23 protein-coding genes are annotated in these 24,209 nt (G+C 69.4%); 5 read left to right on the top strand and 18 right to left on the bottom strand.

Translation table 11 applies throughout. The annotated features are described in order from the left end of the window. Positions 1 to 117: 117 nt before the first annotated feature. Genes ACFYY8_RS17600 through accB form a run of 10 tightly spaced genes read right to left on the bottom strand, consistent with a single transcriptional unit; the run spans position 118 to position 11,776 of the window. Positions 118 to 864, bottom strand: coding sequence for an SDR family NAD(P)-dependent oxidoreductase (locus ACFYY8_RS17600; RefSeq protein ID WP_390041895.1), 747 nt, complete (start codon positions 862 to 864; stop codon positions 118 to 120). Then, positions 861 to 1,766, bottom strand: coding sequence for an IclR family transcriptional regulator (locus ACFYY8_RS17595; protein ID WP_390041893.1), 906 nt, complete (start codon positions 1,764 to 1,766; stop codon positions 861 to 863). The genes ACFYY8_RS17600 and ACFYY8_RS17595 overlap by 4 nt, the downstream gene beginning before the upstream one ends. Next, positions 1,759 to 2,658 carry an amidohydrolase family protein gene (locus tag ACFYY8_RS17590; protein WP_390041891.1) on the bottom strand — a complete coding sequence of 300 codons (900 nt, stop codon included), beginning with the start codon at positions 2,656 to 2,658 and terminating at the stop codon, positions 1,759 to 1,761. Before ACFYY8_RS17590 ends, ACFYY8_RS17595 begins: the two co-directional genes overlap by 8 nt. After that, positions 2,655 to 4,652 (bottom strand): acetoacetate--CoA ligase, encoded by a 1,998-nt coding sequence (locus tag ACFYY8_RS17585; RefSeq protein WP_390041889.1) that lies wholly within the window; start codon positions 4,650 to 4,652, stop codon positions 2,655 to 2,657. Before ACFYY8_RS17585 ends, ACFYY8_RS17590 begins: the two co-directional genes overlap by 4 nt. Then, a complete protein-coding gene (locus ACFYY8_RS17580; RefSeq protein ID WP_390041887.1) occupies positions 4,639 to 5,778 on the bottom strand; it encodes a PEP/pyruvate-binding domain-containing protein in 1,140 nt (379 codons plus the stop codon). The genes ACFYY8_RS17585 and ACFYY8_RS17580 overlap by 14 nt, the downstream gene beginning before the upstream one ends. Then, complete coding sequence (locus ACFYY8_RS17575; protein ID WP_390041885.1) at positions 5,775 to 7,604, bottom strand: PEP-utilizing enzyme; 1,830 nt, start codon at positions 7,602 to 7,604, stop codon at positions 5,775 to 5,777. Before ACFYY8_RS17575 ends, ACFYY8_RS17580 begins: the two co-directional genes overlap by 4 nt. After that, the gene (locus ACFYY8_RS17570) at positions 7,601 to 8,458 is read right to left on the bottom strand and encodes an HAD-IIA family hydrolase (RefSeq protein WP_390041883.1); all 858 of its coding nucleotides are present in this window, start codon (positions 8,456 to 8,458) and stop codon (positions 7,601 to 7,603) included. Before ACFYY8_RS17570 ends, ACFYY8_RS17575 begins: the two co-directional genes overlap by 4 nt. Further along, positions 8,455 to 9,921 (bottom strand): hypothetical protein, encoded by a 1,467-nt coding sequence (locus tag ACFYY8_RS17565; protein WP_390041881.1) that lies wholly within the window; start codon positions 9,919 to 9,921, stop codon positions 8,455 to 8,457. Before ACFYY8_RS17565 ends, ACFYY8_RS17570 begins: the two co-directional genes overlap by 4 nt. After that, entirely contained in the window at positions 9,918 to 11,270 is a 1,353-nt protein-coding gene (locus tag ACFYY8_RS17560) for an acetyl/propionyl/methylcrotonyl-CoA carboxylase subunit alpha (RefSeq protein WP_390041879.1), read from the bottom strand. The genes ACFYY8_RS17565 and ACFYY8_RS17560 overlap by 4 nt, the downstream gene beginning before the upstream one ends. Next, the gene (gene accB / locus ACFYY8_RS17555; protein WP_390041877.1) at positions 11,267 to 11,776 is read right to left on the bottom strand and encodes an acetyl-CoA carboxylase biotin carboxyl carrier protein; all 510 of its coding nucleotides are present in this window, start codon (positions 11,774 to 11,776) and stop codon (positions 11,267 to 11,269) included. Before accB ends, ACFYY8_RS17560 begins: the two co-directional genes overlap by 4 nt. A gap of 730 nt (positions 11,777 to 12,506) precedes the next feature. Between accB and ACFYY8_RS17550 the strand changes: the two genes are divergently transcribed. Beyond that, positions 12,507 to 12,845, top strand: coding sequence for a histidine kinase (locus ACFYY8_RS17550; RefSeq protein WP_390041875.1), 339 nt, complete (start codon positions 12,507 to 12,509; stop codon positions 12,843 to 12,845). A gap of 403 nt (positions 12,846 to 13,248) precedes the next feature. Here ACFYY8_RS17550 and ACFYY8_RS17545 read toward each other — a convergent pair whose 3' ends face one another. After that, on the bottom strand, positions 13,249 to 14,196 hold the full coding sequence (locus tag ACFYY8_RS17545) for an NAD(P)-dependent alcohol dehydrogenase (protein WP_390042418.1): 948 nt from the start codon (positions 14,194 to 14,196) through the stop codon (positions 13,249 to 13,251). Between the two features lie 95 nt (positions 14,197 to 14,291). Here ACFYY8_RS17545 and ACFYY8_RS17540 point away from each other — a divergent pair, with 95 nt between their 5' ends. The 4 genes from ACFYY8_RS17540 to ACFYY8_RS17525 all read left to right on the top strand — a co-directional run bounded on the left by ACFYY8_RS17540 (position 14,292) and on the right by ACFYY8_RS17525 (position 17,851). Then, on the top strand, positions 14,292 to 14,924 hold the full coding sequence (locus ACFYY8_RS17540; RefSeq protein WP_390041873.1) for a TetR/AcrR family transcriptional regulator: 633 nt from the start codon (positions 14,292 to 14,294) through the stop codon (positions 14,922 to 14,924). 298 nt (positions 14,925 to 15,222) lie between these two features. Beyond that, positions 15,223 to 16,044, top strand: a complete 822-nt coding sequence (locus ACFYY8_RS17535) for a CPBP family intramembrane glutamic endopeptidase (protein WP_390041871.1) — start codon at positions 15,223 to 15,225, stop codon at positions 16,042 to 16,044. Next, the gene (locus ACFYY8_RS17530) at positions 16,041 to 17,195 is read left to right on the top strand and encodes a sensor histidine kinase (protein ID WP_390041869.1); all 1,155 of its coding nucleotides are present in this window, start codon (positions 16,041 to 16,043) and stop codon (positions 17,193 to 17,195) included. Before ACFYY8_RS17535 ends, ACFYY8_RS17530 begins: the two co-directional genes overlap by 4 nt. Beyond that, the gene (locus ACFYY8_RS17525; RefSeq protein WP_390041867.1) at positions 17,192 to 17,851 is read left to right on the top strand and encodes a response regulator; all 660 of its coding nucleotides are present in this window, start codon (positions 17,192 to 17,194) and stop codon (positions 17,849 to 17,851) included. The genes ACFYY8_RS17530 and ACFYY8_RS17525 overlap by 4 nt, the downstream gene beginning before the upstream one ends. A gap of 281 nt (positions 17,852 to 18,132) precedes the next feature. Here ACFYY8_RS17525 and ACFYY8_RS17520 read toward each other — a convergent pair whose 3' ends face one another. The 7 genes from ACFYY8_RS17520 to ACFYY8_RS17490 form a co-directional block, all read right to left on the bottom strand. Then, positions 18,133 to 18,996 (bottom strand): alpha/beta fold hydrolase, encoded by an 864-nt coding sequence (locus ACFYY8_RS17520; protein ID WP_390041865.1) that lies wholly within the window; start codon positions 18,994 to 18,996, stop codon positions 18,133 to 18,135. Between the two features lie 156 nt (positions 18,997 to 19,152). After that, complete coding sequence (locus ACFYY8_RS17515) at positions 19,153 to 19,767, bottom strand: TetR/AcrR family transcriptional regulator (protein WP_390041863.1); 615 nt, start codon at positions 19,765 to 19,767, stop codon at positions 19,153 to 19,155. 473 nt (positions 19,768 to 20,240) lie between these two features. Then, positions 20,241 to 20,384, bottom strand: coding sequence for a hypothetical protein (locus ACFYY8_RS17510; RefSeq protein ID WP_390041861.1), 144 nt, complete (start codon positions 20,382 to 20,384; stop codon positions 20,241 to 20,243). A 90-nt stretch (positions 20,385 to 20,474) separates the two neighbouring features. Further along, positions 20,475 to 21,005, bottom strand: coding sequence for a MarR family winged helix-turn-helix transcriptional regulator (locus ACFYY8_RS17505; RefSeq protein WP_390041859.1), 531 nt, complete (start codon positions 21,003 to 21,005; stop codon positions 20,475 to 20,477). Continuing rightward, positions 20,995 to 21,717 carry an SDR family NAD(P)-dependent oxidoreductase gene (locus tag ACFYY8_RS17500; protein ID WP_390041857.1) on the bottom strand — a complete coding sequence of 241 codons (723 nt, stop codon included), beginning with the start codon at positions 21,715 to 21,717 and terminating at the stop codon, positions 20,995 to 20,997. The genes ACFYY8_RS17505 and ACFYY8_RS17500 overlap by 11 nt, the downstream gene beginning before the upstream one ends. A gap of 169 nt (positions 21,718 to 21,886) precedes the next feature. Beyond that, entirely contained in the window at positions 21,887 to 22,675 is a 789-nt protein-coding gene (locus tag ACFYY8_RS17495) for a MerR family transcriptional regulator (protein WP_390041854.1), read from the bottom strand. Positions 22,676 to 22,697: 22 nt separating this feature from the next. Then, a complete protein-coding gene (locus ACFYY8_RS17490) occupies positions 22,698 to 23,894 on the bottom strand; it encodes an alpha/beta fold hydrolase (RefSeq protein WP_390041852.1) in 1,197 nt (398 codons plus the stop codon). Positions 23,895 to 24,209: the final 315 nt, after the last annotated feature.

Genomic DNA, 24,209 nt, shown 5'->3' with positions numbered 1-24,209 from the left:
CGGAGGACGGCGGAAACGAGCCTCGCTCGCCGGCGATCGCACGTCAGGCAGTGGTGCGCCGGCGAGGCGCCGGTGCTCACCCTCGCTGGAGTGAGCACCGGGTTCGCACCGGTTCGGCTACCGCGTCAGGAAGGCCCCGTCCACGGCGACGTAGGCGCCGTTGATGAAGGATGCGCCGTCGCTGGCGAGGAACGCCGCAGCCTTTGCGACCTCGTCCGGGTCACCCATGCGCCCGACCGGCTGCTGGGCATCGAGGTTCGCCCGCACCTCGGGTTCGAGAGCGGCCTCCAGGCCGGTACGGATAAAGGCGGGGCCGACGGTGACGGCGCGGATCCCCCTGGCGGCGTACTCAAGGGCGATCTGCTTGGTGATGCCGTCCACGCCGTGTTTGGCGGCCGTGTAAGGGGTCAAGCCGGGGAAAGCCACTTTGCTGAGAATGCTTCCGATGTTGACGATCGTCCCACCGCCGCCGGCGAGCATCGCGGGGATCTGATGGATGACGCCGAGGAAGACCCCGGTCAGGTCGACGTTGATCACGCGGTGCCAGAGCTCGGGCGTGGTCTCCGCCAGCGGCGTCATCGGCGGCGCGATCCCCGCGTTGTTGCAGGCGATGTCCAGGCCGCCCCAGGTGGAGACGACCGAGTTCACCAGGGCCGTCTGGTCCGGCTCGGCGGTGACGTCGGTGTGGACGAAGAACGCCTCGCCACCAAGATCTCTGATCAGTTCGGCGGTCTCCTCGCCGGCCGGATCGTCGATGTCGGCGACGGCCACCCGGGCTCCTTCCGCCGCATAGGCCATGGCGATCGCACGTCCGATCCCACGACCCGCTCCTGTGACGAGCGCTCTCTTGCCTTCGAGGATCATCCGTTGCCTTCCATCCGGCACGCGACGCGTGTCACGCTCGCGGTGGTCGTGTGTTCAGGGTTCGTTTCGTGTACCGCTACCACGGTGTCCGGCGGCGATTCAGCAGGGAGCTTCGCGGCGCCCGCGTCGGCGACCGCGACGGCGCCGCGCAGCCGGTCGGCGGTTTCGGCGGCGGCGTCGCTGAGCGCAGCGAGACATTCGTCGATGTGGTCGCGGGTGAAGCGGGCGGAGGGGATGGCGACGGTGATCGCGGCGACGGGTTGTCCGAGCACACCGTTGATGGCCATCCCGATGCCGCTCACCCCTTGTTCGGTCTCCTCCTGGTTGCGGCCGTAGCCCTGTTGCCGTACTTGGGCCAGTTGCCGCTTCAGCGCGCCCAGGTCGGTCAGTTTGGCCGTGGGCCACGGTGGCAGGCCCGTCTGGTAGAGACGATCGAGGTCGGCGTTGCTCATCGCCGCGAGGATGGCCTTGCCGCCGGCCGAGCAGTGGGCGGGCATCTTTTCCCCGGTCCGGACGCCGACACGCAGTGGAAGCTCGCTCTCGATGCCGTCGACGAAGCGGATGCTGCGCCGTTCGAGCACCATGAGCTGGACTGTCTCACTCGTCCGCTCATACAGCGTCTCAAGGGAGGAGTGCGCCAGGGCCCGCAGGCCACCGGCCGTCAGGGCTCGTGCCGACGCGGGTACGAGGGCGGGCCCGAGGCGGTAGCGACGGTCTCGTCCTTGGACCGCGTAGCCGCGATACACCAGGGACGAGAGCAGGCGGTAGGCGGTGGACGCGGCGACGCCCAGCCGCTGGGCGGCGTCAGTGGCGCTGAGTTCGGTGCCGTCATGGAGGACGGTCAGTAATTGCAGCGCGCGATCGACCGACTCGATCGGCGGCGCGCCAGACGGCTCACTCATCGCGTCCTCCGAGCTTGAGGAGCCGCACGGCGTTCTCCTTGAGGATTTTGCGCCGAACCGGCTCGGGGATCTCCAGCTTCTCGAAGTCTGACAGCCACCGGTCGGGCATGAGCACCGGCAGGTCGGAGCCGAAGAGCACCTTGTCCTGCAGCAGCGTTTTCGCCTGCCGGACCAGCTGCGGCGGGAAGTACTTCGGCGACCAGCCAGACAGGTCGAGGTAGACGTTGCCCTTGTGCGTGGCCATCGAGATGGACGAGTCGACCCAGGGAACCGAGGGGTGCGCGAGCACGATGTCGAGCCGCGGGAAGTCGGCGGCGACGTCGTCGACCAGCATCGGATCGGAGTAACGGAGCTTGATGCCCCTTCCCCCGGGCAGGCCCGCGCCGATGCCGGTCTGGCCGGTGTGGAACAGGGCGATGACGCCGAGCTCCTCAAGCGCCTCCCACAGCGGATAGTGGGCCCGGCTGGACGGGTCGAAGGCCTGCAGGCTGGGGTGGAACTTGAACCCCCGCACGCCGTACTTCTCGGCTAGGCGCCGTGCCCTCTTCACCGCCTCGGTCCCGTGGTTGGGGTCGACGGAACCGAAGGGGATGAGTACGTCGGCGTGGTCGGTACAGGCCTCGGCGATCTCCTCGCTGGACAGGGCAGGCCGGCCGAGGAAGGTGCCGGCGTCGACGGTGAAGACGACCGCGGCCATCTGGCGCTCGCGGTAGATGGCCGCGATCCGCTCCAGCGTCGGGGTGCGCTCCTGGTCGCCGCGGAAATACTTGGCGGAGGCGTCCAGCAGTTCCTGGTCGAGGGCGAAGTGGCCGTGGCCGTCAGTCTCGATGTGGGTGTGGATGTCGAGTGCCGTGATGGCGTCGACGTCGATGCGTGGCTTGTACCTGGTCACCGGCCTGCCCCCATCGTTGCGAAGAACGTCAGCGCGCCGGCGTCGTCGACGGCGTCGGGATCGAGCACCGCCTCGACCGGGGTGCCGCTCAGGATCCGCTTGATCGGCAGCTCCAGCTTCTTGCCGGTCCGGGTGTGCGGGATGGCCGGGGTCGCCACGACCTCGTCGGGGGTGTGCCGCGGCGAGAGCTGCGTGCGGATCGCGCTGCGGATGCGTCCCAGGAGCGCGTCGTCGAGGACGGCTCCGGGAGCGAGGGTGACGAACAGGATCAGCTCGCCCACGCCGCCGTCGGAGTCCTCCAGGTGCACGACCAGGCTGTCGGCGATTTCGGGCATCCCCTCCACGACCCGGTAGTACTCCGCCGTCCCGAGGCGTACTCCCCCGCGGTTCAGGGTCGCGTCGGAGCGGCCGGTGATGACGCAGCTGCCGGTCTCGCTGAAGCGGATCCAGTCGCCGTGGCGCCACACGCCGGGATAGACGTCGAAGTACGCCGCACGGTAGCCGCTGCCGTCGGCGTCGCCCCAGAAGCCGACCGGCATCGACGGCATCGGCGCGGTGATGACCAACTCGCCGAGCTCACCCACGACCGGCTTTCCGTGCTCGTCGAACGCGTAGGCCTTCACCCCGAGGCTGCGGCCCGACATCTCCCCGAGCCAGACCGGATCGAGCGGGTTGCCCTGCACGATCCCGGAGCAGACGTCGGTGCCGCCGCTGCCGACGTTGAGGAGTACGCCGTCGCCGAACTGCTCGTGCACGTACTGGTATCCCTCCGGCGGCAGCGGGCTGCCGACGACGCCGAGCTGGTGGAGTGCGCCAAGGTTGAACTCCTTGGCCGGGTGCCGGCTCTCGCGGCGGCACTGCATGAGCAGGCCGGCGCTGACGCCCATCACGGTCGACCGTGTCCGCTCGGCCAGCCGCCACTGCATGGTCACATCGGGGTAGGCGACGTTGCCGTCGATCATCACGATGCCGGCGCGCACCAGCAGCGTTGAGACGAGCGCGTTCCACATCATCCACGCAGTCGTCGTGAACCACAGCAGCCGGTCGGCGGTGCCGAGGTCCCAGTGCAGAGCGTGGTTCTTCAGGTGCTCCAGCAACAGGCCGCCGTGGCCGTGCACGATCGGCTTGGGCCGGCCGGTCGTGCCGGAGGTGAACAGCACTGAGACCGGGTGGTCGAACGGGACCGCCTCGAAGGTCATCGGCTTCGACGGATCGACCGGCCGGCTGAGCAACTCCTCCCAGGTCACCACGTCCTCGATCGCCTGGTCAAGGTAGGGCACGTGCACGACGTGCTCGACCGAGGGCAGCCCGGCGCGGATCGCCTGCGCCTCGGCGACCCGCTCGACACGCTTGTCGCCGTACATGTAGCCGTCGACGACGAGGAGCACCTTCGGCTCGATCTGTCCGAACCGGTCCAGTACCCCGGTGGCGCCGAACTCGGGAGCGCAGCTGGCCCAGATCGCGCCCAGGCTGATGGTGGCCAGGTAGGCGATCATCGTCTCCGGGATGTTGGGCAGGTACGCCGCGACCCGGTCGCCACGCCGGACGCCGAGCGCCTTCAGGCCGGCCTGGGCTCGTTGCACCTGCTCGCGTACCTGGCCGAAGGTGAGCTCCATGTCGGCGCGGGTCTGGGAGACGGCGATGACCGCCACCTGGTCGTCGAGGTCGCGGTGGCGCAGCATGTGCTCGGCCAGGTTGAGGGTGGCGCCCTCGAACCACTTGGCGCCCGGCATCTTTCGGGAGGAGAGCACCTGCTCGTACGGCGTGTGCGAGGTGACCTCGAAGTAGTCCCAGATGCTGACCCAGAACGCCTCAAGGTCGGTCACCGACCACTTCCACAGCTCGTCGTACGTCGCGAAGGTGAGCCCACGCTCACGCTCGAGCCAGCCGAGGTAGTGGCCGATCTGGGAGTATTCACGGATATCGGCGGGCGGCTGGGAGAGCAGCCCGGGCCGGGCCGGGTGCGCGAGCGTCGCGTCCTCAGCCGTGGTCATGGCCAACCTCCTCAGGTGCCTGCCCCGGCGCGGCCGAGGAGCCGGTGGAGCGCGCGGCGGAAACCGAGCTGATGCTGCCGGTGATCCAGGACATCAGGCCTGCCCCCTGTTCGAACTTCGGGGCGCGCTGCCTGCCGCTCCACACCGTCTCGGGGCGGCACTGCAGGAGCAGCAGGTTCTCCCCTTCGGGGAGGTCCTCGTCGACGGCGAACTCGATGTCCTGCGGGGTGTGGTGCGCCTTCTCGACGGTCTTGGCCAGCGCCGCGAGGGCGAGCGCCTCCTCGTCGCGCAGGCAGAACTCCTGTTGGCGCGACTCCTCGACCGGGACCGCGCCGGCACCGTTGCGGTACTCCACATGCTTGGTACCGAGCACCTTGTCCTGCAGGCTGAGGCCGACCTTGCTGACGATGAAGCGGTCGGGGGTGACCTCGCCGCCGACGACGGCCAGGCCCAGGCCCCAGCTGGACTCCAGCACGATGCGGGAGCGGTCGCCCGTGATCGGATCGAGGGTGAACATCACGCCGGCGGCCCGGGCACGGACCACCTTCTGGACGACCACGGCCATCTCGACACCGGCCAGGTCGATGCCGCGTTCGAGTGCGTAGTGCAGCACGCGGCCCGCGTACACGCTGGTGTAGCACCGGTGAACGTGGGCCAGGACGTCGTCGACACCGGTGATGTCGACCCAGGTCTCGAACTCACCGGCGAAGCTGTCGGCGGCGGAGTCCTCGGCGGTGGCGCTGGAGCGTACGGCGACCGCCAGGTCGGGCACGCCGACCTGGTCACAGAGGGCGCTGTAGGCCGTCGCGACCTCGCCCGAGAGGCGGTCGGGCAGCGGCTGGGCGGCGAGTAGATCCTCCAGCTCACCGGAGACCCGCTCCACTGAGGCGGCGTCGCGCAGGTCGACCTCCGCGACCAGGGCGGCGAGCCTCTCCCGCAGGTTGCCGGCGGCCAGGAACTCCCGGTAGGCGCCGGCGGCGACCGTGAACCCGGGCGGGACCGGCAGCCCCGCCTGGGTCATCTCCGCCAGGCCCTTGCCTTTGCCGCCGACCTCGCGGGCATCGGGACGGCCCTCATCGGAGAACGGCAGGATAAAGGTGCCGCGGGTCATGACGGGCGCGCTCATCGGACGTCCTCCAGCACCGTCACGGTGCCGGCGTTGCCGTCGACGCGGACGCGCTGGCCGGTCTTGAGGTTCGCGGTGGCGAAGCCCGTGCCGACCACGGCCGGGATGCCGTACTCGCGGCAGACGATGGCGGCGTGGCTCATCATGCCTCCGATGTCGGTCACGACCCCGGTGGCCACCGAGAAGGCGGCGGCCCACGACGGGGCGGTGATCGCGGCGACCAGGATCTCGCCTGGCTGCAGCAGCGCGAGATCCCTCTCGGTGCGCAGCACTCGGACCTGGCCCTCAACGACGCCGGGGCCACCGGGGATGCCGGTCAGGGTCGAACTGGACCCGCTTGACGCGCCCAGCCACTCCTTGATCCGGTCGGTGGTCACGCCGTAGTTCATGACCGCGAACGGGTCGGTGACCTCCTCCGGTGGGATGCCGTATGCCGGCGGGGCGCTGTGGGCCTGGAGAGCGGCGACGATCGGGCGGCGCCGGGCGATGATGTCGGCCCACTTCTTCCTGCCGCGGATCTCCACCCCGATCGCCCACGACTGCACGATGTCGGCAAGGGCCTCGTCGAGTTCGAAGCGGTTGAGGTAGAAGACGTCGTCGCGCTCGGCGGCGAAGCCGACCGAGACGAGGAAGTCACCGAGCTCCCACACCTTCTCCCAGAAGACGGTGTGGGTCCAGTGCTCGACGTAGATGTTGTGCTCCTCGATGAAGGGGAACACCTTGCGGGCCAGGCCGAGTAGCTCGTCGAACTGGGCCTGTTCCTCGGGGCTGAGCAGGTTGCGGTACTCGGCGACGATCTCGTCGCGCTCACGGGAGAGCCGCTCGACCGGACGGGCGATGTCCTCGCCGGCCTGGATCCGGGCGGCATATCGCACGATGCCCTGCAGCGGGATTTCAGGGTTGGAGTTCCACGTGTCCTGGTCGTGGGTGAAGCCGTACTCCGCGAAGTAGTTGAACCACGGGTTCTGGGCGGCCTGGTAGGCCTTGAGCCACACCTGGCCGTTCTCGCTCCCGGCGAGGGCGGAGAACTTGTCCGCCGCCGGTCCTGTGCCGGAGAGTACGCCGACCAGGTCGAGGTCGGCGGCCATCTGGGCGAGCTTGCGCAGCTCGTCGTCCGGCCGGAAGGCGAGTACGTCGACGCCGGCGACCAGGCGGGCGACCTCCTGCTCGGTGATTTGCGGGAAGGCCTGCTTGCAGAACTGGAAGAAGACGATGTAGCCGCCGTAGCCGAGGTTGAGGAACTCGAAGTGGTACTGCCAGACCAGGAAGAACTCATCGATGAGCCGGTGGTAGTTGGCGATGATGTCCCACGAGGTCGAACGGCCGCGGGCCTCGGTGACGACCTCGATCGGGTCCAGCTCGCCCAGCGGCGGGAAACTGATCGTCTTCATGCCGGCGACCGCCTCGGTCACCTTGGTCTTCCACTTGGCGTAGAGCTCGTCCCAGTTGGCGTAGTAGAAGCCGGCCCGCTCCTGGAACAGCGCCGCGCGCCGCGCGATCTCGGCGGGGTCGGTGACCGGGATGCCGGCGATGTAGACGTAGCCGTTCTGCACGCGGACGTCGAGGCCGAGCGAGGTGGGCAGCACGAAGATGCGGGTGCTGTTCTGGCCCGCGCCGAGGTAGACCGCCTCGGCGCCGATGCTGTCGAACGGGTGGACTCCGCGTGACCAGTGCATCGTGTCGGCGAACCAGAGGATGGAGTCCTCCCAGGCGCGGGTCTCCTCGCGGGGAAGCAAGTAGTAGGGGTACATCGACTCCCAGCCCTCGGCCCCCTCCGGTGCCGGGGCCTCGTGGAAGAAGGGGAAGCGCGAAACCTCTCCACTCATGAGACGACTCCTTGCTGCGATTCGTGATGGGAAGGTCCGAGATGGCGGTGCAGGTCCCCGACGTCGTCGAAGACGACGTCGGGCCGTTCGCCTCCGGTCATGCCGGCGAGTGCGGTGGGTGTGACGGCGCCGCTGAGCACCATCACCGACAGCGCTCCCATGTGGCGGGCGAGCCCGACCTCGGCGGGCGAGTCGCCGACGACCGCGATCTGCTCGGGCGGTAGCCCCAGCTGCCGCAGCAGCGACTCGGCCAGGACGGCGGACGGCTTGCCGCCCACCGTCGGGGGACGGCCGGTGGCCCAGGTGATGCTCGCCGCGATCGCTCCCGATACGGCCAGCGACCGGCCGAGTCCGCCGTGGAACCAGGGGGTTTCGACGGTGGTGTAGAACGCCGCGCCCGCGTCGACCGCGAGGGCGGCGGCGCTGAGGTCGGCAGCGGTGTACGACGGGGCGGCACCGACCACGACCACGTCGGCAAGTACAGTGCCGGACGCCGAAACCGGCGTGACGCCGAGGTCACGCAGCGGCACCGTGATGCCGTCGTCACCGACGGCGAGGACGCGGGCACCAGGGTGGTAGGCGTGGACATGCTCGGCGGTCGCGCTGCCCGCGGTCACGAACGCCTCGTCCTCGACCGGCAGGCCGATGTCACGCAGGTGGTCGGCGTACACGCCGGGGGCCTTCTCCGAGGCGTTGGTGCACACGATCACCCGGTGCCCGGCGGCCTTGATCGCCGTCAGGAACTGCGCCGCCCCGGGGATCGCGGTGCCACCGCGCCCTCCGGCGCGACTGGTCCGGACCAGGCAGCCGTCGACGTCCAGAACCCAGCCCCGGATCGACTCCAGCGAGGTCATGAGACCGCCTCCGTCGCTCGCTCGATGGTGAACTTCGTGGTGCCGCTGCTGACTGAGACGCTCAGGCCGGGGCGCTTCTCGGCGGCCCGCAGCAGCCCCTTGAGGGTGGCGACCGGCGAGTCCTGTCTCGCGGCGGCCATCGCGTCGACCTGTTCGCCGGGCATGACCGCCCGAAGCAGCAGCTCCTCCTCGGTGAGGTTCGCGCCGAAGCGGCTCCGCAGGTCGGCGACGGTCACCTCCTCCGTGCCGTCGGACGCGGGGAGCCGGCCACGCCGGGTGGACATGGCCCTGTCGAGGAGGTCCTGGTCTACCTCGCCCGGCAGCGGCCCGAAGTCGCCGCGCAGCAGATCGACGACCTCGTCGCTGAGCTGCCTGTACCGCTCGCCGGTGATCACGTTCAGCGTCGCCTGCGTGACGATGTACTGAGCGAACGGGGTCATCACGATCGGCCAGCCCAGGTCGCGGCGCACGTTGACCGACTCCTCGATGACGGCGTCGAACAGCTCTGGACGACCCAGCTCACGCAGCTGGCGGGCCAACGTCGACTGGACACCGCCGGGGATGGTGTGGCGGTGGTACGCCTCGTCGTACTCCAGCGGCGCACCGACCGGAAGGCGCTTGATCCTCGCCTGTCTCTGCAGGTACGCCGAGGCCCGCCGCATCGCCTCGACGTCGACGTCGACCTGGTGCCCGCGGGCACGCAGGTTGTGGACCAGGCGCGGACCGGCCGGGTGGGACGTGCCGTTGGCCAGCGGCGGCAGGGCGCAGTGCAGCTTGGTCATACCCAGGTCGGCGGCCGCGAGCAGGGTCAGCGGCGAGAGGCCCGTGGTGGCGTGGCTGTGGATCTCGTCCAGACGCAGCCGGCGCAGGGTCGACTGCAGACGTGGCACGAGTGATCGCAGCCGCTCGGGAGTGAGCAGGCCGGCGGGGTCCTTCAGATAGACGCTGTCGATCGCGGCGCACTCGTCGAGCTCGGCGATCTTGGCGGCGTAGTAGTCGTCGGTGTGGACCGGGCTGGTCGTGTAGCAGATCCCGGCGACCACGTCGGTGAACCCGACTCGCTTGGCCATCTCGGCCATCCGCTTGGCGCCCTCCATGTCATGCATGGGGTCGACCACCCACAGCCGGCTGACGCCGTTGCGGACCAGCAGGGTGAAGGCGAGCTCGAAGAGGGACTCGGGGGTGCGATAGAAGGTGATGAACCGCTTCCCGGTGGTCAGGAACGCCAGCGGCGTGCTGGGCATCAGCCGCTTGGCGGCCCGCAGCGTCTCCCAGGGATCCTCCTTGTGGAAGCGCACCGATGTGGCGAGCAGCGTGCTGCTGGCCAGCTCGATCGCCCGGTAGCCGACCTTGTCGAGGTCGGGGGCCATGCCCTCGACCATGCGCCGGGTGATGCCGACCGCCCCCCACAGGCTCTGGTTGCCGTCGCGGATGGTGACGTCGACGAGGCTCACGGCGGTCATGCGAGCTCCCTGGTGAGGATCGTGTCGGCAAGCCAGTGCGTGGTGACCGAGTCGTCGGCGAAGTCGGGGTGGGCGACGATCCGGGCGAGCAGTTCACGGGAGGTCGTCAGACCACCGATCTCGAAGCCGGCCAGCGCCTGCTCCATGCGTGTCCGGGCCGCGTCACGGTCGCTGCCCCAGACGACCAGCTTCGCCATCAGGGCGTCGTAGTAGGGCGGGAAGTCGTAGCCCTGGTAGATGTGGGAGTCCAGGCGGATGCCGCCGCCTACGGGCGGTCGCCAGTGCTCGACCGGGCCAGGGCTGGGCAGCAGTCCGCGGGCGGGATCCTGCGCGGTGATGCGGCACTCGATGGCGTGGCCCGTGACCGCGACGTCGTCCTGGGAGATCGAGAGCGGCTCGCCGAGTGCGACCAGGATCTGCTCACGGACGAGGTCGACGCCGGTCACCTGCTCCGTGACCGGGTGCTCGACCTGGAGGCGCGGGTTGACCTCAAGGAAGGCGACCTCGCGACGCGCCACGTCGTACAGGAACTCCACGGTGCCCAGGCCGACGTAGTCCAGCTCGCGGGCTATCGCGAGTGCGCTGGTGGTGAGCACGTCACGGGTCGGCTGGTCGAGGACGACGCAGGGCGACTCCTCCACGACCTTCTGGTACCGGTACTGCACCGAGCACTCCCGCTCCCCCAGGTGGATCCGGTGACCGTGCCGGTCGCCCAGGATCTGGACCTCGACGTGCTTGGCGTCGGCGACGTAGTGCTCCAGGAAGACGGTGCCGTCACCGAAGGCGGCCTCGGCCTCCGACGAGGCCAGCGACCACGCCTCGGCTAGATCCTCGGGCGTGGTGACCAGCTTCATCCCGCGACCGCCGCCACCGTGTGCCGCCTTGACCAGGATCGGGAAGCCGACCTCGGCGCCGAGTCGCTCCACCTCCTCCAGCGAGGAGGCGGTGCCGCCCGGCGAGACCGGAACGCCGAGGCGGGTCGCCATGGCGCGAGCACTCAGCTTGTCGCCCAGCGCCTCAAGCGCCTCGGGAGAGGGACCGATGAAGACGATGCCGTTGTCGGCGCAGGCCCGGGCGAGCTCCACACGCTCGGAGAGGAAGCCGTAGCCGGGGTGGAGCGCCGTGCAACCCGTCGCGACCGCCGCGTGGACCACACCGGCCACGGAAAGGTAACTGTCGCGGGACTGCGGGCCGCCGAGAACGACGGACCGCGTCGCCCGCCGGGCGCCCAGCGTCGCCGTGTCGGCCTGCGAGACGCCGAGCACCGTCTCGAACCCAAGCCGGTCGCACGCCTCGATGATGCGGACGGCGATCTCGCCTCGGTTGGCGATGAAGATCCGGTGGGTCACGGCAGCCGCCGGATCACGAAGAGCGGCTGGCCGAACTCCACCAGCTCGGCGTCGGAGGCGAGCACCTGGGAGATCTCACCGGCCACGCCTGCGGTCACGGAGTTCATCAGCTTCATGACCTCGACGATGCACAGCGCCGAGTCCGGCTCCACCTTGTCACCGACCTCGACGAACGGCGGCTCCCCCGGCTTCGGGGAGCGGTAGAGGGTGCCGAGCAGCGGGGCCCGCACGACGACCTCATCGGCTGAAAGCCGGCTCTCGTCGAAGTCCGCCGCGCTCGCCATGGGTACGGCCTGCCGTACGGTGGACGGCGTCGGGGCCTGGGCACTCACCGGGACCGTCGCGACGGCCGACGCCGGGGGTGTCGCCTGGGCAGCAGGGTCGAGCGGCGCGCCGCCCCGGCTGACCGCGATCCGCAGGTCGCCCTTCTCGAACCGGAACTGGGTGAACTCGGTCTTGTCGAGCAGCTCGATGATCGCTGCAAGCTCCTCGAGGTCAATGTCCACGAATCGCATGCCCTTTCGTGCTCCACGTCACACGTTGCGTGTGACGTGGAGACCATCGTGGATGCAAATTTCGTGGAGCGCAATAAATCCATCAGACTTTCTGTCTGACGCAAAAAGGCCAGGTCGCGGCATGCGGCCGTCGTCGAGGTGATCGTCGCCCTCCGGAATGACCCCGGCCACGGCCGCCGCACGGCCGAACCGCCACGGGGACAGACCGAGTACGCCAGAAGGGGCTGATAGGGCTGGTCAGGCGGCTGTGGACGGCCGCGCCCGGCGTGGGGCCGGATCGGCCACCGCAACTGGGAACGCCTCACCGCCCGTGCCAAGCGCCCGACCACCTGAAGCCCCAGGGACCGGTCGGAACGCCGCCCCGCCCTCACGCCCCACAGACCTCGGCGCACGCCGGATTTGCGACGAACGCGGCCCCTACCATCCCCGCCTGACGGCCCCCGCGCTCAGGCGCCGGGACAGCCGACCCCCGCCTGTCGGCAAACGAGGTCTCCCGACACCCCACAGACCTCGCCCTGGACGGCCCGGCGTTGCCGATCACGAGCGTCCAGTTCGGCGACCTGTCGACGCATGGCCGACGCGTTCCAGATCGTCCTGATCCTGGCCCAGACGGCGCCTCTGGCCGTGCTACCCGATGGCCCGCCGTGTGTCTGGCGGTCAGCGGCACGGCTTCCGTGATCCACGAGACGCTCGGCTGCCCGATGCGGTTCGGCACCTGACGGTGGACATCGCGCTGTACTCGGTGGGCGCGCGCCAGGAGCGGTTCAGGCGCGTCGGCGCCGTCGTGGCCTCGGCCGCCGCGGAGCGGGCGCGCATCGCGCGGGAGCCGCACGACGTGGTGACCCACCACGTCACCGCCATCGCCGTACAGGCCGACGCCGCGCAGTTCGTGGCCACGTCGCCGGAGCGTGTGGTCACGGCACTGTCCACGATCGGCGTCGCCCCCGGCTTTCGATCGGGCCGGCCACCGCGACCGGCATGCCGTGGAGTGCGGCATCAACCGGCTCAAGCGCCACCGCGCCGTCGCTCCCAGGTACGACAAGCTCGCCGTTCGCCATGAGGCCGTCATTCAGATCGCCGCCATCAACGACTGGCTCACCTGCTTTGACAGGTCCTGAAGCTTGTTGCAGAAGCGTGTGGTTGGGCATCTTCCTTGCACGGGCGGGGTGTTACGCGCTGGTCCTTTATGGGTGGAGACCTTCACCGGACTACGGATGAGCCGCTTTGACCGACCGCCGCTGGTGGTGGTGGAGCGAGGCGGACGGCCCTGGCGTCTGCCCCTGGCCGAGCGCGTGCTCCTGGTAGCCGTCCACCACCTCACCATGCGTCGGCTCGCCCCGCTGCTCGGGATCTCCGCGGCGACCGTCTGCCGCGTCATCGGCCGGCTGGGCCCCTGCTCGCCTACACGCGACAGAGCGTCCCCTGCTGAGCCGCAACCGAGAACGTCAGTGGCAGGCGCGGATTCATCCGAGCTGGATGACATGCTTGCCGCGCACGCCTCCGGCCTCCAGGGCGCGGTGCGCGTTGGCGATGTCCGCCAAGGAGTGGACGGTGTCCACGACCGGGCGGACATCACCGTTTTCCGCGTGACGGGCCAGCTCGGCGAACAGCTCGTGGCGGGGGTTGCCGCTGAAGAAACGCACCCTTCGGCTTCCGTGAACGGCTGAGCCCACGATGTATCCGAGACTGGCCGGCAGGTGGTCGAGGTCGAAGGAGACCGCCACCATGCGCCCGCCCGGAGCCAGCAGTCGCCGGAAGGCGGAGTGCTGAGTGCCGACCGTGTCCAGGACGACGTCGTAGCCACCCAACGCGGACGGCTGAGTCGTCCGGTAGTCGAAGACCTCGTCGGCGCCCAGGTCGCGGACGAAGTCAAGGTTGGCCGCGCCCGCGAGTGCCGTGACATGCGCGCCGTACAGTTTGCCGATCTGGACCGCGACACTGCCGACGCCTCCGCTCGCGCCCCGCACCAGCAGGCGCTCGCCGGGCGAGAGCCGGGCCTTGTCACGCAGACCGGTGATCGAGGTCGTCCCACCCGCCAGCAGCGAGACCGCCTCCACCGGTGTGAGGTTGCGGGGAGCGAGCGAGAACTGGCGGGGGCGGACCGCGACGTACTCCGCGGCGCTGCCGAACGAGCGCCCCATGAATCCCCACACCCGGTCCCCTTCTCGCCACCCCTTCACCCCGGGCCCGACCGCGGCGATCTCGCCCGCGTAGTCGATGCCCACGCGCTGAGGAAAGCGGAATCCTGTCACCAGGCGCAACTTTCCGGCCCTGCCGGACAGCTCGCCGCCGTTGACGGTGGTGGCGTGCACACGGACCAGCACCCGGCCGGGTGTGATCTCCGGTACTGGCACCCTGCCCTCGTAGAGCACCTCCGGCGGACCGTAGCTGTCGTAGAGGGCGGCGCGCATCTTGTTCACGGATCTCCTTCGGGTCGCGAACCGGTGTTCAGCCACGCTAACGCCGTAACCGGACGACTCCTTCCACTTACACTAAAGTGAGAGACATGCCTACTCAGCCCTATCGGAAGCCGGGGCTACGTGCCGACGCGGCGCACAACCGCGACCGCATCCTCGAGGCCGCCCGCGAGGCGTTCACGGCCGGAGGGATCGACGTCCCGCTCACGGCGATCGCCCGTCGCGCAGGCGTGGGTGTGGCCACGCTCTACCGCCGCTTTCCCACCCGCGCCGCGCTCGTCACCGAGGCCTTCTCCGAGCAGCTGGCCGCCTGCGTCGCCGCGCTGGACGAGGCGCTCGCCGATCCCGACGCCTGGCACGGATTCTGCGCCTTCATCGAGAAGGTCTGCTCCATGCAGGCCACCGACCGGGGCTTCACCGCCGCGTTTCTGTCGCGCTTCCCGGATGCGATCGACTACGACCACATGCGAGTCCGTGCCGAGGACCGGCTCGCCGAGCTGGTACGGCGGGCCAAGGCGGCAGGGCAGCTCCGCGCGGACTTCGACGAGTCCGATGTCACGTTGCTACTCCTGGCCAACGGTGGCGTGGTCGCGGAATCACTGGAGGAGTCGCTGGTCGCGTCTCGGCGCTTGGTCGGCTACCTCCTCCAATCCTTCCGTGCCGACCGGACTGAGCCCCTGCCTCCACCGGCTCCCCTTGGCTTGCACCGGCTCCATCAGTGATCCGAACGATCACCTCAACAACCGCGCGGGTCCTACATCGCCCTGAGTCACCGATCACCGAAAGCGAACCAGAGCCCGTATGAGGTGCCCGCGACGGCGCGCCAACCATCGCATGTCGGTCGTCGGCGTCGGAGGCCGCCGAGGGATGTCCGGCCGATCTCGTGTGCTGTCGTTGTCCCCCATGCGAGCTACCGGTGATTGTCCACCTGGTGGGGACGATTCCGGCGCGCCGGATGCCTAGCGTTTCCCGGTGTAGCGGCGGAGTCCCGCCGTGTGACCCGCACGTGAGGGAGTCGTCATGCGGTTGTTGAAACAGTTGGTGCCGGTCGCGGTGGTCGTCTTCGGCGGTAATGCGATCATGGGCGTGGTGCAGGGCAGTCCACTTCTCACCCTGCTCTTCGGCGTTGCGGTGGCCGTACTCGCCGTGTTCGTCTACGCACGGACGGTGCGGTGGTCCGAACGCCGCGCACCGGTTGAGGTGGCGACGCAGGGAGCCGCCGGCGCCGTCGCGCGGGGGACGCTGATCGGTGTCGCGCTGTTCGCGGCGGTCATCGTGATCATCGCCGTCGTGGGCGGCTACCGGATCGGCGGTCTGGGCTCGCCGGCGGCCGCGGTCGGGCTGCTGGGCGTCATGGCCCTCGCCGCGGTGAGCGAGGAGGTGATGTTTCGCGGCATCCTGTTCAGGATCGTCGAGGAACGCATCGGTACGTGGCTGGCGCTGGTGCTGACCGGCCTGCTGTTCGGCCTGCTGCACCTGGTGAACCCGCATGCCAACCTGTGGGGTGCGATCGCCATCGCGATCGAGGCGGGCGGCATGCTCGCCGCGGCCTACGCCGCCACGCGCACTCTGTGGGTGCCGATCGGTGTGCACTTCGGTTGGAACTTCGCGGCGGCCGGCATCTTCGGCACCGAGGTGTCGGGCAACGGCGTGGCGCAGGGGTTGTTGCGCGGCGTGACGTCGGGCCCCGCTGCGCTGACGGGCGGCGCGTTCGGTCCGGAGGCGAGCGTGTTCGCGGTGGTGGCCGGCCTGCTGCTGATGGTCGTGTTCATGCGGCTGGCCCGTCGGCGCGGAAACGTGGTCCCGTTCCGGCGCGGCGCGGACGCTACGCTCGCACGGTGATCGATCTGCGGCGGGTCATGGAGCTGTGGCGGCGGTGCGACGTCGTGATCCGGGATTCGGTGTTCGGGCTGCTGTTCGCCGTCGCATCGCTACTACCGGCCCTGCACGGCAAGGGGACGCAGGTCGGTGATCTGCCGATGGGCCCTTTCGACGCGCCGGCCTTGGTGGCGATCGCCCTGCAGTGCCTCGCGCTCGCCGTGCGTCGACGGTGGCCGGCGATGTGCCTGGTTCTGGTGTCGCTCGGCTTCGTCCTCGACCAGGTGCGCGCCTACCACCTGTTCGCGAGCAACGCGATGCCCATCGCGCTCATCAGCGCGGGCGCGTACATGGAACGGTACCGGCGCGTCACGGTAGTCGTGCTCTCCCTGGCCTATGTTGCGCTCGCGCTGGTGCTGGACCGGTTGGGCGGAACCGAAAGGGTGGAGGGTTATGTGGCGTTCTACCTGGCGCTGACGCTGGCGTGGGGTACGGGGGCGTGGTTGCGCTCGACTCGCGCGGCCGAGGCCGAACGCCGACGCCATGCCGCCGAGGCCACCCGTGCCGCCGAGCGCACGCGGATCGCCCGCGAACTCCACGACGTGGTGACGCACCATGTGACGGCGATGGTCGTACAGGCCGAGGCCGCGCGTTATCTGACCGCGGCCCCCGACCGCCTTGACGCGGCGCTGGGCACCGTCACCGACACCGGTCGGCGGGCCATCTCCGATCTGCGCCACATGCTCGACCTGCTCAAGGCCGATCACGACAGTGAGGTCGGGGTGCCTTCCGCGGGTGAGCTGGACACGCTCGTGGAGCAGACCCGTCAGGCCGGGCAGCCGGTGGAGTTCACCGAGGAGGGCAGTGCGGCGGAACCGGCGGGTAGTGCCGAGTTTGTGGCCTATAGGGTCGTGCAGGAGGCCCTGACGAACGCGCTCAAATACGCCTACGGCAGCCATACCGTGGTTGTCGTGCGCTACGGGGAGAAGGAGATCGGCGTGGAGGTGGGCACCGACGGTTCGGGTTCGCGGGCCGGTTCCCCCGGTGGTAGCGGGCGGGGTCTGGCCGGGCTCCGCGAGCGGGTCAACGCCTTGGGCGGTGAGTTCAGTGCGGGCCGGCGGACGGGTGGCGGCTTCGTGGTGCGGGCCCGCATTCCGGCGGGGCGCCCGTCGTGACTGCGCCGCTTCGCGTGCTGGTCTGCGACGACCAGGCGCTGATCCGCACCGGTTTCGCGACGATCATCGATGCTCAGCCCGACCTTGAGGTGGTGGGCGAGTGCGGCGACGGCCGTACCGGGGTCGATCTGGCCCGGCGGCTGAGTCCGGACGTCGTGGTGATGGACGTGCGGATGCCGGTGCTGGACGGTATCGAGGCGACTCGCAGGTTGGCCGGCGCGGGGGTGGCCGATCCCGTCAAGGTGCTCGTGGTGACGACGTTCAACCTGGACGAGTACGTCTATGAGGCGTTGCGGGCAGGGGCAAGCGGGTTCCTGCTGAAGGACGCTCCGCCGGCGCAGTTGCTGCACGGTATCCGCACCGTCGCGACGGGTGCGGCTCTGCTGGCGCCGGAGGTGACGCGGCAGCTCGTCGGCAGGTACGCGGCGCGCATCCGTCCCGTCAGAGGCACGGAGAACGATGTCCCGTTGACTCCGCGTGAGCTGGAGGTACTGCGTTTGATCGCCGATGGCCTGTCCAACGGCGAGATCGCCGCCGCGCTGGTGATCAGCCAGGAGACCGTCAAGACGTACGTGTCACGCATTCTCACCAAGCTCGATCTGCGCGATCGCGTGCAGGCGGTGGTCTACGCCTACCGCCGGGGCCTGGTGACCTGACAGGCGCTGCGCGGCCCGGTTCGAGGCGCGCACCGGCCGCCGGGTCGCTTGCCGGAGCGGTTGCCGAGGGTGTGCGCCGCAGGCAGGTCCGGGTGGGCCGACGCCGTCAACGTCATCGTTCGCCGACGGGGTGACGGTCTGCGCGATCGCCGGCAACGCCCCCGCGTTCGCACACCAGGCGGTGAACCCTTGCCAGTCGGCGGCGCACGCCCGGCGGGTCGAGGCGGGCACTCCGGCCTCGACGGCCGCGCGGGCGGCTCCCCGCGATCGACGGTTGTCGGCTATCGCCCGGTGTGCCGGAGGATCGCGGCGGAGATCCGAGGAATCACCGGCGGCGGGAACCCGTGCCCCATTCCCTCGATGGGCAGGAACTCGCTGCCGGGAATCGCCGCCGCCAGGGCCTGGCCGTGGGCGAAGGGCGCCATGGGATCGTCCGAGCCGTGAATCACCAGAGTCGGAGCGGTGATCGAGCCGACGAGCCCGGAACGGTCGCGGGAGGCGAAGGCCGCGAGGATGTGGTTCTTCGAGGCGTGGCCCGCATCGGTGGCGTTCTCGATCTCCCGCTCGATGATCGCGCGCGTGGCCGCCTCGTCGAACGCCGTCAACCGTCCGGCGAGAATGCGTGCCAGTTTGAGATGCGACTCGACGTGCTCCTCCCGGGTGCTGGGCGGATTGGCGATCTGTTCGGCGTCCCAGGCGGCCAGCCGTGGATCGCGTACCGTGCCCCGGAAGGTGTTGGTCGCGGGGTCGAGGGGTTCGGCGCTCGACATGATGACCGTCAGGCTGCGCAGCCGGTCAGCGTGTTCGAGCGCGATCTCCTGGGCGATCATGCCGCCCATCGACGCGCCGACCACGTCCGCCGTGGCGATGCCCAAGCCGTCGAGCAGGCCGACAGCGTCCTGGGCGAGGTCGACCATGGTGTACGGATTGGCCTCGTAATCCACGCGGCCGGAAAGCCCGGTGTCCCGGTTGTCGTAGCGGATGACGTACCGGCCTCCCTCCTGGAGAAGGCGGCAGAGCTCGTCGGGCCAGGTGGCGCCTCGGGCGCCGAGCCCCATCACGAGCAGCAGCGCGGGGTCGGCCGAGTCACCGAACGTCTCACACCACAGCCGGATCCCGTTGGCCTCGACGATGCGTTCCATCATGCTCTGCCCCTCGTTCTGGCTCGCGCCAGTGGCGACGACTGGCGCTACGACATCCCGTACGAGGACGAGCGCTCACGGACCGTGCGCCGAGTCCGCTCCCACAGCGCCCCCAAGAAAAAGTATATACAGGTTAACTTTTTGCTTGATCCGAAGCCGTCACAATCCAGCCGGCACATGCAGGACGGCGAGCATCTGGGCCCGCAGGTGCACGCCCAGCTCCCGGATGTCGTCGCTCAGCCGGGCGGCGAGCACCGCGGTCACCATCCCCATGACGGAGGTGACGGCGATCCGCGCCGCGAGGTCCGACAGCTCCGGCCGTACCTCGATCAGCAGCCCGACCCACTCCTCGCGTATCTGCCGCATCTGGCGGTTGAGCCGCCGCCGATCCTGCTCCGGCAGCCACAGCAGCTCGGCCTGCATGATCAGAGTCAGGCTCCGGTTCTCGACGGACGACCGGGAGAACCAGTCCACCAGGGCGATCAGCGCCTCCTGCGGGTCCCTGTCCCGGCCGGCCAGCGCGGCTTGCGTCCCCTCCTGAAGGCGTTCCAGCGACAACTCGATCAGGGCGAGGAGGATGGCCTGCTTGCCGGGGAAGTGCCGGTAGACCGCGGGTCCGGAGATGCCCACCGCGGCCCCGATGTCGTCGATCCCGGTGTCGGCGTAACCGCGCTCCACGAAGAGCCGGGCCGCCTGCAGCAGGATGACCCGCTTGCGCACCCCATGCTTGCGCCCCTGCGAGATGAGGGATTCCAGCTCGTCGGACTCGGCCACGTACGTACCTCTCTGAAAGAAACGGGAATCACGGTTAACATATTGGACAGAGACTGGCCGGGCACACCGCGGAGGGCACCCCGCCGGCTCCGGATGTCGGCAGGGCGACCTCCGTCGGGACCTTCCGCCGTTACCGCCACAACCTCATCAACCAGACGAGTTCGAGGCGGTCGCGGACGTCTCACAACACCGGGACCGGCTCCGGCGGTTCCAGCACCTCGAACGGGTGGCGGGAGTGTCGGCCGGACGGATCATTGAGCCGCGGAGGAAAGGGTCGGCGCCGCCACCCGCTTCTGGCCCGCGAGCGCGGCGAGGTGAGCGCCCGCCACGTCCACCAGGCGGTCGTTCGCGGCCACTGCGGCGGCGCAACTCCTCAACCGTGGTGGCGTCACGCAGGGCGTAGGTCGCGGTGGTGGCCTCACGGACCTGCGGCGCGTCCGGGTACAGCAGCCGGACCCTTACGACCGGGTCCGTCACCGCGCCGCGCGTTCCGTGCGCGCCTCACGCAGTTCACGCACCCGGTCTGCGTCGGGTCCGGTCAGGGCGGCCTGCCAGACTTTCCAACTGCCCAGCCGGTGGTCAGCCAGCTGGATCAGCCCGTCTACTTTGCGGCTCACCGCAGCTTCGGGAGCCCTGAGCCGCGTGAGCCGTAGGGCAGCGGCAGCACGGTCTCAACGAAAGCGTCATCAGCCCAAAGAGTTTGGAGTTCAGTCTCCGACCTGTCCTGTCGGATCCGGGCCGTCGAGTCCGGCGAGCAGTTCACGCAGCAGGTCGGCGAGGAGTTCACGGCGTTCGGGGGCGAGATGACCGACGAGACGGTCCTCTGTGAGAAGCAGATCGGCGACGACGCGGTCGAGCAGGGCGCCGCCCGCTTCGGTGAGGGTGACCGCGCGCGCGTGGTAGCCCGACCCCACAACGGTCCGTTCGACCAGCCCGGCCCCGACAGCCCGCTCCACGCGCTGGGTGATCGCGCCGCGCGTCACCATGCACGCGCCGGCCAGTTCCCCCGGGCTCATCCGGTACGGCGGGCCGGAGCGCCGCAACGTGGACAGCAAGTCCAGCGTCGCGACGTCCACCCCCAGCGCCGCGAGGGTGCGGCGGCGCTGGTCACCGAAGACCTTGGCGGCCCACCAGACGCGGGTGATGATCCCGATCGACTCCACCGGAACGCCCGGTAGTTCGCGCCGCCAGGCGTCCTGGATGGCGTCGGCGCCGTCGCGTGGCGGCTCAGCGGCCACGCTCGGCGCCGCCGTTCACCTGGATGATCTGCGCGGTGACGTGCCCGCTGCCGGGTGAGGCGAGCCAGTGCACGGTCTCGGCGATGTCCCCCGGTGTCCCGGCCCTGCCGGTGTGGGTCTGCGTGACGAGCGCCGCGCGGCGTTCTTCGCTCAGGGTGTCGCCGAAGAACTCGGTGTCCTCGACCAGTCCCGGGGCGACCGCGTTCACCGTGATGCCGCGCGGCCCCAGGGCGGCGGCGAGGTCGAACACATACGGGTGCAGGGCCGCCTTCATCGGGCCGTAGGAGGTGCCACCCGAGCCTCGGAAGGCCGCGATCGAGGTGATGAACACGATCCGGCCCGACGGGTTCAGCAGATCGCGGAACGCCTCGGTCGGCAGCACCGCCGTCAGCACGTTGGCCCGGAAGTTGCTCGTCCACCGTTCCGCGACGCCGCCGGACCCGCCGTGCCGTTCGATGTTGCCGCCCGCGTTGTTGACCAGCACGTCGATCACGCCGAAGCGCTCGGCCAGGGCGGCGCGTACCCGTGCGACCTCGGCCGGATCGCTCAGGTCGGCCGCCAGCGCTGTGCCGCCGATCTCCTCCGCGGTCTTCTCCAGTACGCCGGCGCGGCGGCCGATGATCAGCACCTCGTCTCCGTCCGCCGCGAAGCGCGCCGCGATCGCCTTGCCGATGCCGGTGCCCCCGCCGGTGACCACGATCACACGTGTCATGCCGCCCCCTTGAGTTTAGGCCTAAAGTTAGATTAGCGGAGGAGAGGGCAATCCGTCGCTGGGTTGCTGGTGCGACTGGACCAAGATCGCCCAGCGGTACCCCGCCCGGCCATCACCGATCGCGCTCGGATCGCCGCACTACGGCGTCTTCCTGCACGTACTGGCGCCACTAAGGAGTCGCACCCGGTGTGGGGTCCACGCGCTCGAGCTTGGTCCAGCCCGTCCAGCCTCGCCGCTTCAGCAGTTCGATCAGCCGACGCGCCGACGGCACAGTGGCGAACGCCAGCGTGTCCATCAGCTTGACGAGCGGTGGCTCGATATCGATGTCGTCGACATAGTCCTCGCCCCGTTCGTCGGCCATGCGCGTGATGTAAGCGGCCAGCTCGTCGGCCAGCCCCACCAGCCGCGGGTCGTCGTCGGCTCGGTCAAGAGCCTGGCCCAGGGTGAGGTAGAAGTCGACCAGCTGCGGATCGTCGAGCTGCTCCCGCTTGCGCGCCATCCACTTCGGGACTCGCTCGGGTGAGTGCGCGGCCAGCGGGATCCAGCCGTCACGCTCGGCCTGGACGATCCGCTCGTCGACCCCGAGCGCCCGCAGCCGGTCGAGATACTCGACCACTTCCGGGGGCAGGACCAGGCTGTCCCCGGAGGCGAGCCGGGCGATTCGCTCACGGTGCCGCCGCCTCTGCCGGATCTCCTCCTGCAGCCGCCTATCGATGTCCGCGACCGCCGCGGCGAACTCCTCCTGCCCGGCCCGCAGCAGTTCCCCCACCCGCGCCAGCGGAACCCCGGCCTCGGCGAGAGTCCGGATCTTGATCAGTTCGATCACGGCGCCGGCGTCGTATCTGCGGTAGCCGGAGTGATCCCGGCCGGGCTCCGGCAGCAGCCCCTTGGCGTGGTAGTGCCGCACCGCACGCACCGTCACCCCCGCGTACGACGCCAGTTCGCCGATGGTCAGCATCAGACCAGTCTTCAGGAGTTGCTCAAGAGATCACCCGACGGGCCGGTCGTGGTGCGTCCAAGATGATCTGGGCGATATGCGGGGCATGGGTGAAGACCAGCTGGTGATCGGCGTCGAGCCAGCTGGTGGCAATGTGCGGATACTCGCGGACAAGCCGCTCGACGCCGGCACGCCAGTTCTGGTTGAACCGCGGCGCAGGCCCTTCGCCGCTGTCGCCGGCCATCGAAGTCGACATGATCATACTGATGGGCCGGTCGATCTTCCCGTACCGGTCGAGGATCTCGGACCGGATCACGTCGATCTCGAGGTTCAGGTCGAGAATCTCCTGGGCGTTGAGCAGTACCTGACGCGCCGTGCCCCGCTCGGCCTCCTGCCGCGTCGCCAGGTCCTCCCACATGGCGCGGAACGTCGGCAGGACGTCGTCGGTGATGAACGGTTCGGGCACCGGGTTCGCCCCGTCGATGACAACAAGCTCGGCGACGGTGTCAGGATGCTCGGAGGCGTAGTGCACGGCCAGGTCGGCGCCCAGCGAGTAGCCCACCAGTACGGGCGCTGCTGGGAGGCCGAGGTTTCCCAGCTCCGCCATCACCGCGACGAGATCGTTGAGGAAGTCCGCAAAGGAGTACCGGTCGGCGGCCGAGGCGAGGCCATGCCCCCGCAGGTCGAAGGTCACCACGTCGTGATCACGCCTCAGCAGTTCGGTCAGCTCGCGCAGGCCGGCCTGGGTCGAGCTCAGGCCAGGGCACAGGACCAGCGGTCGTCCCTGTCCGCCGCGAGATACCGGGATCGTGACGCCGTCATGGTGGATCGTGAAGTGCCGCATCGTCCTGTTGTCTCTCTCCGCCCGCTCTCCATGATTTTTGTGCTCGTCGCACGGCTCGGCGATGTCGATCGCCTTAATTTCCGTGGTCATGCCACCATGCTGAAAGCTTGACCCTGCGGCAGGGTCAAGTGCCCCGGCCTTGGCCGCGGCGGTGGCGCCGCCGGCGCGCAGGGAGTGCGCGCTGAACGTCTCGGCGTTGGGCAGCCCGGCCCGTACGGCGGCGCGGCGCACCAGCAGGTTCAGGCCGTGCCCGCTCATCCGTTTCACGGCCTTGCCCGCCGCGCCGGCGGTGCCGGTGAGGCGACCGTGCCGGTCGACGCCGCGCAGGCTGGACCTTGAAGGTGTCACCAGCGGTGAAAGGACGCCGGCGAGTATGGAGTGATCCGTGCTCGCCACAATTTGGTCGATCCGTTAACCGATTTGCCTTCTACGGTCAAAATCCTGGAAGGTCTGCGCCGCACGGCGCATTCTCCACGCTCAGAACGTTGTTTTCGCGCCCACGGGGAACGTCACGCACCCAGTCCGGGCGGTGATCGGGATCGAGCCGTTTCACGTCCTCCACAGATGACTATTTCATGATCGCTGTTCTTTAATTCATGGGTTACGACGATTTGAGATCCAGGTCGGCCTTGGCCAGACAGTCGTCGATCAGATGCGGCCGGCACTGGATTCCCTTCAGCCCACGCTTTATCACGCGTACCAGGTGATCCA

Origin of the sequence: Streptosporangium sp. NPDC001559, assembly GCF_042893955.1 — a bacterium.
Lineage (GTDB): Bacteria > Actinomycetota > Actinomycetes > Streptosporangiales > Streptosporangiaceae > Streptosporangium.
This window is presented reverse-complemented; position numbering and strand designations above follow the sequence as displayed.